This is a genomic window from Tepidiphilus baoligensis, assembly GCF_012911495.1.
In the GTDB taxonomy this organism is placed as follows: Bacteria; Pseudomonadota; Gammaproteobacteria; order Burkholderiales; family Rhodocyclaceae; genus Tepidiphilus; species Tepidiphilus olei.
Window position 1 is genome coordinate 40,297 of record NZ_JAAAUB010000016.1, and the last position, 6,442, is coordinate 46,738.

The window sequence follows — 6,442 nt, forward strand, 5'->3', positions numbered from 1 at the left end:
TGTGGAATTCAGCGCTGCGTGTCATGAAGAGCCTGTTTCACCGCGGGTTTTCGGAAAATGGGGATTGATCGAGTTTTCCGATGAAGCTCACGATTTTCTCCGCTGCATCCCCCGCCCCATACGGCTGTACCTCCTGCCCGCGGCTACCCAGCGCATTTGCAATGGCCGCTTGCACCGCGCCTGCGATGGTCGGCGGTGCAAGCCAATTCCACCCTGCATCCACCAGCTCTACCCACTCGGTTTCATCGCGCAGCGTCACGCAGGGCACCTTGTAGAAAAACGCCTCTTTTTGCACCCCGCCCGAGTCGGTGGCGATCAGCGCCGCAAATTTTTCGAGCTGCACCATGTCGAGGTAACCCACGGGGTCGATCAGCTTCACATGCTGCGCCAGGGCGCTCCACTGTGCGGTTTGTTGCAGCACGGCGCGCGTGCGCGGGTGCAGGGGCCAGACTACGGGCAAGGTGTGCGCGGTGGCGATCAGGGCCTCGACGATGGCGGTCAAGCGTTCGGGGTGGTCGGTATTCTCTTGGCGGTGAACGGTGGCCAGCACGTAGTTTTTTTCCGTCAGACCCAGCTGGGCCATCAGACCGGTGCCTGGCGTTACGCGGCTGCCGTAATGCAGGGCCACGTCATACATCACGTCACCCACTTCGATGATTTTGTCTGCGGGATAGCCCTCGCGCTGCAGGTTGGCACTGGCCGCTCGCGTTGGGGTGAAGAGCCATTGCGAAATGCGGTCGGTGAGAATGCGGTTGATTTCCTCGGGCATGGCCATGTTGAAACTGCGCAGACCCGCCTCTACGTGCGCCACGGGGATGTGCAACTTGGCCGCGGCCAGCGCACCCGCAAGGGTAGAGTTGGTGTCACCATAGACCAGCACGATGTCGGGCTTTTCTTGTAGCAACACCTGCTCTACGGCCTCGAGCATGCGTCCGGTCATGGCGCCGTGGGTGCCGCCGTGTATGTCCAGAAAGTAGTCGGGCTTTTTCATGCCCAGCTCGGCAAAAAACACTTCGGACATATTAGCATCGAAATGCTGGCCGGTGTGCACGAACACTTCCGTGAGACCCGGCGTGGTCGCAATGGCGTGGCTGACCACGCTGGCCTTGATGAACTGCGGGCGCGCGCCCAGGACGGTGAGGATTTTTTTGTCAGGACGGAAGGAGATGGCTTGGCTCATGCAGACAGTACCTTTTCATACAAATTGCGCTCCGATGCGCTCGTAAATTGCGAGTTGTGCCAGAGTAGCGTGAAACACCCCTGTACGGCACGGCAGGCGTCTTTCAAGCCCTACAAATCAGCGCCAGCACGTGACTGTGAATTGATATATACGTTCTAATACGGCCAGATGGATGCCATAATTCCATATAATTAAACTACTAAGCCAGAAAAAAATTACCCACAACAAAAAATGTTGAACCGAACAACACCCAAGGAATGCAATGTACCGCTGAAAACCTTATTTCTTTAAGAAATTCATTTGGTCTAATTTTTATGGCATAAGACACTACTGCGAAATATATGCCGTAGACAAGGATTCCGGAAATTGCGTAATATTCAAATATAAGGTTCGTTGCCATATTTGCAGCAAATACGGTAAAGCCAACACGTAAAGCAAACCCAAAAAACTGATTCATCATTGCAAGACCTTGGTGGCCAACTATGTGTAAAGCCATGGAAATTGGCGACACCAGGAGTTGTAGCAAAAAACAGGGAGTCATCCAGGCGATCATGACGCCTGCCCTATGCCATTCTTTCCCAAAAATGAGCGGAATCACAACTGGTGAGGTGATGCCAATGAATAGCAGCGGCCCCCATCCAATTCTAACCAATTTGCTCAAAATACCAACGGTGAACCCCGCCAAGCGAAGCTCGCGATGCTCTAAGGGCGCATGCGACAAATAGACCTGCGATATAGCAGCGCCAATCAAACCCATCGGAATAGCTGCTGCTTTCATTGCCAGTAGTAAGTAACCAGCCTCTGGTCCCGTTGCAACAGCGCCAATGATGATGATGGGAAATTGAATCGCAGCAATATTTGCCAGAGCTTCGAACGTGGAATATTTAGGGAATCGCGAATAGTCTTTTAGTAATCTACCCATGCTTTTTTTGCTAATGGAGTCTCGCAAAGCCTGATCTTGCTTCCAGGCAAAGCGCCCTAGCCCTAAAAAGCCTGCACTACTGCTTATAATTTGACCAATCAGCAAGCCAGCGCCACCAAGTATACCTGAGATTCCCAATGCAATTTGGGTAATTGTACTGCTAATTATTTGTGATAGCCTGGTTTTGGCAATTGCGGAAAAACGTTTTTTGCGCGTCGCCCAAAATTGAATTGCAGAATAAATCCCTGATAACCATATCCCCAAAGGCAGTAACCAAACATAGGGTTGCAAGGCAGGTTGATTGATTATTTCAATTAGTTTATCAGAAAATACCAGAATTACTAGGAAGCATAAAGCACTCAGCAAAGTGCAAAAACATACGGAAAGCGCAAAAAGGTTTGCCGCATCTTCATCTTTTTCTGGCAGTGGAATTGCAATATCGAAGCGAAGGCAAATGGGAACCGAAGCTATTGCCACTATCGATGAAAAAACCGCCAAAATGCTGAAATCGTGTGGCGTATAGAGTCTCGTAATCAGCGGTAATGCGAGCAAGCCGATTCCTTGTGCCAGCGCTGTCCCTCCGGCCAGCACTCCCACGCTGCGCACGAACGAGTGGCGTGGCAGGTGGCGCTGGATAAGTGCTTTGATGCGGGCCGGTAAACTCATACGCAGGCGCTGCTATTTGGCGTTTTTTGTCATGGTGCAGCCTCTTGTGATTGGCTGTGCGCCTGCTTTATGGCTTTCAGCACGGCTGCAGCAATACGTGCCAGACTGACTTCATCGAGGTGTGGGTGCATGGGCAAGCTGAGCACACGTTGCGCCACGGCGTCGCCTACGGGCAACTGCACGCAGGCATCGAGCACGGCGGGTTGCTTGTTGAGCGGAATGGGGTAGTGCACCGCCGTGGGTATGCCGGCCTGCTGCAGTTGCTCTTGCACCTGCTGCCGGTTGGGCACCTGAATGGTGTATTGCGCCCAGGCGCTTTGGTTGTGCGCTTCCACATGGGGCGTGGTGATGATACCTGTCTGGTTCAGCAGCTGGGTGTAGCGCTGGGCCACTTGCTGACGGGCCGCCAGTTCTTCGTCCAGCACCCCCAGCTTGGGTAGCAGGATGGCGGCTTGCAGGGTATCTAGCCGGCTGTTGACGCCTACGCGAATGTGGTGGTAGCGGCGGTCTTGGCCGTGGCGGGCGATTTGGCGGATGATTTTGGCCAGGGCGTCGTCGTTGGTGAAGATGGCGCCGCCGTCGCCGTAGCAGCCCAGCGGTTTGCTGGGGAAGAAGCTGGTGCAGGCGATGGTGGAGAGGTTACAGCTTTTACGGCCTTTGTAGGTGGCGCCAAAACTTTGCGCGGCATCTTCGATCACGGGGATACCGTGCTTGGCGGCGATCGCGTTGATCTCGTCCATGTCGGCGCACTGACCGTACAAGCTCACGGGGATGATGGCTTTGGTACGGGACGTGATGGCGGCTTCGAGCAGGGCGGGGTCGAGGTTGTAGGTGCGTGGGTCGATGTCCACATATACGGGTTTGGCACCGAGCAGGGCCACGGTTTCGGCAGTGGCGATAAAGGTGAATCCTGGGGTGATGACTTCGTCACGCGGGCCTATGCCTAGCGCCATTTGGGCGATTTGCAGCGCATCGGTGCCGTTGGCCACGGTGATGCAGTGCCTGGCACCGGTGTAGGCGCAGAGCTTTTCTTCAAGCTCAGCTACTTCGGGGCCGAGGATGTATTGACCGTGGTGAAGGACGCGATGGATGTTGCGCTCGAGCAGGGGACGAAGGGCATCCTGCTGGCGTTCGAGATCGATGAATGCGATGGGCCGCGGGGCGGCAGGCTGGCGCAGGAAGGTTTCCGGAGAAATGGTCTTGTCGGGATGTTGCTGCAGGAGGCGGGCATCGTGGGTAAGGAGCCGGATGTCCCCTTCGCGGAAGCGGGACAGGGCCTTGATCAGCTGTTCGTCTTCCGGATCCTCAGCAGCGAACACGTTTCCTTCGTCCGCGAGGGCCGCAAGCCAGTGCTTGTCTTCGGCGAAGGCAGAGAGCAGCGCCCGTGCCTGGTAGGCGATCTGCCTGGCCGTGAGCGCCCTGCCTTCTTCCGCCGTCATGCGGGCCAGCTCGGCCCGGGCAACGTATTCGAGCGTCTGCACGCTTCCGGCATGAAGCCAGAGACGGCCGCCTTCGATCTGGCACTTCGCCATGGCGAGATCGGTCAGCTCGCACCAAGGACGCCGTCCGAGGCAGCTGTCGATCGCCACGTTGACGTCGAGCAGCAGGTCCATCAGCGGTCTTCCCGCAGGTCGAAGGCGCGGATGCGTTCGAGCTGTTCGTCCGTGATCGCCGGCAACCGCTCATCCGGCGGCGGGGATTGGTGGCGGATGGCATCGAGCCGGGCCCGGACCGCGCGGGCGCGCTCACGCACTTCCGGGGCAAGATCGGGAATTGCGGGCACGTTACCCTCCAAGGCAAGGACTTCGACGTGCATGTTTAGGGCTCCTCTTTCGTGATCCGGTCGCCGTCGAGCCGGTACAGGGTTCCCGTGTGCGGGCAGCGGTATTCGCCACGTCCGGCAAGGGGCAGAGGGAGGCGCTCGCCGTATTCGCTCATCCATCCGGCCTGCCGGGCGGGAGCGCCCATCATCAGCGCATGGGCCGGAACGTCGCGGGTCACCACGGCGCCAGCAGCGATGAAGGCGTATTCGCCAAGGGTGACGCCGCAGACGATGGTGCAGTTGGCTCCGAGCGTGGCTCCTTTTTTGACCAAGGTCGGTCGATACTCGTTCTTGCGTTCGACGAAAGCCCGGGGGTTGAGGACATTGGTAAAAACCATGCTGGGGCCGCAGAAAACGTCGTCCTCCAGGGTGACGCCATCGTAGAGGGAGACGTTGTTCTGAATTTTGCAGCGATCACCGATGATGACACGGTTGGCGACGAAGACGTTCTGCCCGAGCGTGCAGTTTCTTCCGATCCGCGCGCCGCCGCAGACATGCACCCAGTGCCAAATGCGGGTGCCTTCGCCGATGAGGGCGCCGTCGTCGATGATGGCGCTGGGATGGATGGTCAGGTGCGGTCTGTCCATTTATTTCACGCGTGCGATGAAGGGATGGCGCTCGCCGCCAGGTGTGATTTCGGCATTGCGGATGTGGGCGACGGTTTCGATGGCCACACGGTTGTCTTCGAGCCCGAATCCGCGCCCGGCGAGGATTTCTTCGTAGGTCCGGGTATGCAGGTCGGTAAATCCGTCGGAGAATTCGACGTTTTCGCCGTCGGCGGTGAGGGCTCGCCAGGTACGTTTTCCTTGGGCGCGGGCGTCTTCGGGAACATCTTCGAGCTCGAGCGAGAGAAACCAGTGTACCCGCGCGCGCTCGTATTCGAGGTAGCCGGCCGCTCGGGTGGGCGTTTTGAGATGGACGCGATTCTCCTGCAGGGCGCCAAAGACGAAATGCAGCATGTCAAAGAAATGCACGCCGATATTGGTGGCGATTCCTCCGGACTTGCGTTCGTCCCCTTTCCAGCTCTGGAGGTACCAACGACCACGCGAGGTGATGTAGGTGAGATCGACGTCGGCCTTGCGCTCCCGGCCGGTGGTTTGCATCCGCTCGCGCAGCGCGATGATGGCCGGATGCAGCCTCAGCTGCAGGATGGTGTTCACGCGCCGGCCGGTATCACGCTCGATGTCGAGCAGACCGTCGATGTTCCAGGGGTTGAGCACGAGCGGTTTTTCACAGATGGCGTCGGCCCCCGAGCGCAGGGCGAAGCGGATGTGGCTGTCGTGGAGATAGTTGGGCGAACAGATCGAGACGTAATTGACCCCCTCGCCCTTGCGCCGCAATTTGTCGAGATGGCGGTCGAACCGCTCGAATTCGGTGAAAAAGTACGCGTCGGGGAAATAGCTGTCGATGATGCCGACGGAGTCGGAGGGATCGAGGGCGGCCACGAGGGCATTGCCGGTATCGCGGATGGCTTTCATGTGCCGTGGGGCGATGTAGCCGGCAGCGCCGATCAAAGCAAAAGTTTTCATAGGGGATTTTTGTTCTTGAGTTGCGGGATTCATAATCTGTCTTCCACGGTTTCGAGTGGCAAAAGGTGTTTAACGTCGTAGAGCACCCCATCCTCTTGCAGCCACGCCCGGATCGCCCCTGCTCCCATCTCGCGGTATTGCCGGTGCGCCACGGCGAGCACGATGGCATCGTAGCTGCCGAGCTGGGGTTTCTGGGTGAGTTCAAGGCCGTATTCCTGCCGCGCATCTTCCGGGTTGGCCCAGGGGTCGTGCACGTCGACCTGCATGCCGTAGTCTTGGAGTTCGGCGATGAGGTCGATCACGCGGGTGTTTCTCAGGTCGGG

At 57.7% G+C, this 6,442-nt stretch carries 7 protein-coding genes; all 7 read right to left on the minus strand.

Translation table 11 applies throughout. The annotated features are described in order from the left end of the window. Nucleotides 1-37: 37 nt before the first annotated feature. Nucleotides 38-1,180 (minus strand): non-hydrolyzing UDP-N-acetylglucosamine 2-epimerase, encoded by a 1,143-nt coding sequence (wecB, locus tag GV368_RS09665; protein ID WP_169116375.1) that lies wholly within the window; start codon nucleotides 1,178-1,180, stop codon nucleotides 38-40. Between the two features lie 199 nt (nucleotides 1,181-1,379). Next, nucleotides 1,380-2,768 (minus strand): oligosaccharide flippase family protein, encoded by a 1,389-nt coding sequence (locus tag GV368_RS09670; RefSeq protein WP_169116376.1) that lies wholly within the window; start codon nucleotides 2,766-2,768, stop codon nucleotides 1,380-1,382. Between the two features lie 29 nt (nucleotides 2,769-2,797). Further along, nucleotides 2,798-3,919: a DegT/DnrJ/EryC1/StrS family aminotransferase gene (locus tag GV368_RS09675; RefSeq protein ID WP_169116380.1), complete on the minus strand. Its 1,122-nt coding sequence runs from the start codon at nucleotides 3,917-3,919 to the stop codon at nucleotides 2,798-2,800. Nucleotides 3,920-4,380: 461 nt separating this feature from the next. Continuing rightward, the gene (locus GV368_RS09680) at nucleotides 4,381-4,584 is read right to left on the minus strand and encodes a hypothetical protein (RefSeq protein ID WP_169116377.1); all 204 of its coding nucleotides are present in this window, start codon (nucleotides 4,582-4,584) and stop codon (nucleotides 4,381-4,383) included. Between the two features lie 2 nt (nucleotides 4,585-4,586). Further along, the gene (locus tag GV368_RS09685) at nucleotides 4,587-5,177 is read right to left on the minus strand and encodes an acyltransferase (protein WP_169116378.1); all 591 of its coding nucleotides are present in this window, start codon (nucleotides 5,175-5,177) and stop codon (nucleotides 4,587-4,589) included. Further along, the gene (locus tag GV368_RS09690; protein WP_169116379.1) at nucleotides 5,178-6,119 is read right to left on the minus strand and encodes a Gfo/Idh/MocA family oxidoreductase; all 942 of its coding nucleotides are present in this window, start codon (nucleotides 6,117-6,119) and stop codon (nucleotides 5,178-5,180) included. It lies immediately after the preceding gene. Between the two features lie 29 nt (nucleotides 6,120-6,148). After that, nucleotides 6,149-6,442: UDP binding domain-containing protein (locus GV368_RS09695; RefSeq protein WP_328514255.1), on the minus strand; the 294-nt coding region annotated here is incomplete at its 5' end.

Excerpts from the sequence above, each read along its gene's own strand:
- wecB (WP_169116375.1), bottom strand. The coding sequence starts at position 1,180 with ATGAGCCAAGCCATCTCCTTCCGTCCTGACAAAAAAATCCTCACCGTC.
- GV368_RS09670 (WP_169116376.1), bottom strand. The coding sequence starts at position 2,768 with ATGAGTTTACCGGCCCGCATCAAAGCACTTATCCAGCGCCACCTGCCA.
- GV368_RS09680 (WP_169116377.1), bottom strand. The coding sequence starts at position 4,584 with ATGCACGTCGAAGTCCTTGCCTTGGAGGGTAACGTGCCCGCAATTCCC.
- GV368_RS09685 (WP_169116378.1), bottom strand. The coding sequence starts at position 5,177 with ATGGACAGACCGCACCTGACCATCCATCCCAGCGCCATCATCGACGAC.
- GV368_RS09690 (WP_169116379.1), bottom strand. The coding sequence starts at position 6,119 with ATGAAAACTTTTGCTTTGATCGGCGCTGCCGGCTACATCGCCCCACGG.